2 protein-coding genes are annotated in these 1963 nt (G+C 36.9%); both read left to right on the forward strand.

Going from position 1 to position 1963, the window contains the following annotated elements:
• Positions 1-288: 288 nt before the first annotated feature.
• On the forward strand, positions 289-1599 hold the full coding sequence (asnS, locus tag QHH19_07265) for an asparagine--tRNA ligase (protein ID MDH7518119.1): 1311 nt from the start codon (positions 289-291) through the stop codon (positions 1597-1599).
• A gap of 15 nt (positions 1600-1614) precedes the next feature.
• On the forward strand, positions 1615-1893 hold the full coding sequence (locus QHH19_07270) for an acylphosphatase (protein MDH7518120.1): 279 nt from the start codon (positions 1615-1617) through the stop codon (positions 1891-1893).
• The last annotated feature ends 70 nt before the right edge of the window (positions 1894-1963 follow it).

A 1963-nucleotide genomic window follows, 5' to 3' on the forward strand; every position in this document is an offset into this window, starting at 1 on the left:
AATTCAAAAGGTGGAAATGTTGCATCTGTTCCAACTATAATTTTGTTTTTCTTTTCCTCTGTGCATCCAGATAAAACTACAGCGATTGAGACCATCACTATTATTAAACCCATTAGTATTGCTTTTATTTCTTTTCTCATAAAATCTCTCCCATTTCTTTATAGTATACTTTTTCTATTATTTAAATTTTGTAGTTTTTTTGGAAAAAAATCAACTTAAAATTAATTTGATGCTACTTTTTTATACATTATTGTAATTCATGTATTCAATTTACGTGGAGATTCAATTATGTTAGAATCAAAGTTTACGAAAATAGAAGAAGTAATTGATGGAAAAAAAACAGGTAAAAAAATAAGTGTTCGTGGTTGGATTTACAGAACAAGAAGCAGTGGAAACATCGTTTTCACAGTGATACGTGACTCAACAGGAATTCTACAAGCCACTATTAAAAAGGGTAATCTCCCAGATAGCGAATTTGCTGATGCAGAAAAAGCTTTGATAGAATCATCTGTACAAGTTGAAGGTGTTGTAAAAGAAGACAAACGTGCACCAGGTGGTTACGAGTTACAGGTAACAGGTTTTCATGTTGTACATTTCGCTGAGCCTTTCCCGATTGTGAAAGATAAAAGCCCCGAGTTTTTACTTGACAAGAGGCATCTTTGGATCAGATCACAGCAGCTTACTTCTGTTTTTAAAATTAGGTCTACTGTTGTTGGTGCTATACATAAGTTTTTTAGAGGTCTCGGTTTTTATGAGTTTGATGCACCTGTTTTGCAACCAAACCAGTGCGAGGGTGGTTCAACTCTTTTTGAGGTTAAGTATTATGAAAACAAAACATATCTGTCTCAATCTTGGCAGCTTTATGCAGAGGCAGCGATATTCTCTTTAGAAAAAATCTATAACATGGGGCCGACATTTCGTGCTGAGAAATCAAAAACCTCTAGGCATCTCTCTGAGTTTTGGATGGCTGAGATGGAAGCAGCATGGATGGATTTACATGATGTTACAGAAATAGCTAAAGACGAGGTAAAATTCATATTGAAAGAGGTTTTAAAGTGTAATCAACGTGAGCTCAACGTTTTGGGTCAGGATATAAAGAAACTGCAGCGTGTATCTGAGTCAGAGTTTCCAACAATCACATATACAGATGCAATAAAAATATTGAATGAAAAAGATAACATGGGTATAGAATGGGGTAAGGATCTACGTACCATCGAAGAGGATAAACTCATGGAGCATTTTACAACACCTGTGGTGGTAACAAATTACCCGGTTGAGATAATGGCTTTTTATAAACCACGTGACCCCAGTGATCCAAAAACAGCGCTCTGTTTTGACATGATAGCACCTGAGGGTTATGGTGAGATAGTTGGTGGTTCTCAGCGTAGCCTCGATATCGAGGATATGAAAAAGAGGTTGGAAGCGGCGGGTGAAAAGGTTGAGAACTATGAATGGTATTTTGATCTCCGTAGATATGGTTCAGTGCCACATGCTGGTTACGGTTTAGGTGTTGAGAGGCTAGTTGCGTGGATATGCAAATTAGAAAACATCAAGGATGCTATTCCGTTCCCAAGGACGATATTGCGTTTTAGACCATGAGGAGGTTTTTTGTTTATGAAAATTAGAGCCCATGTTGTTATATCTGGTAGAGTACAGGGTGTGTTTTTCAGGGCTAATACTAAGCAAAAAGCTGATCAACTTGGTTTAGCAGGCTGGGTTAGAAACACGTCTGATGGAAAAGTTGAGGCGTTATTTGAGGGAGAAGAAAAATTTGTTCAGGAGATGATCAACTGGTGTCATCGTGGTCCATCATCAGCAAGGGTCGACGATGTTGAAGTTAAAAAAGAAAATATTCTTTCCTGTGAGTTCAACGATTTCTCCATAAAATATTAGCTTGACAATGTCACATTAACTTTTTTTGTATGATTTACAAGCTTTGCGACACTATTAAATCTTCATCCAC

This window comes from Candidatus Thermoplasmatota archaeon, from assembly GCA_029907305.1.
In the GTDB taxonomy this organism is placed as follows: domain Archaea; phylum Thermoplasmatota; class E2; order DHVEG-1; family DHVEG-1; genus JARYMC01.

What these genes read in the sequence shown, in the direction of transcription:
- asnS (MDH7518119.1), top strand. Translation starts at nt 289, where the DNA reads ATGTTAGAATCAAAGTTTACGAAAATAGAAGAAGTAATTGATGGAAAA.
- QHH19_07270 (MDH7518120.1), top strand. Translation starts at nt 1,615, where the DNA reads ATGAAAATTAGAGCCCATGTTGTTATATCTGGTAGAGTACAGGGTGTG.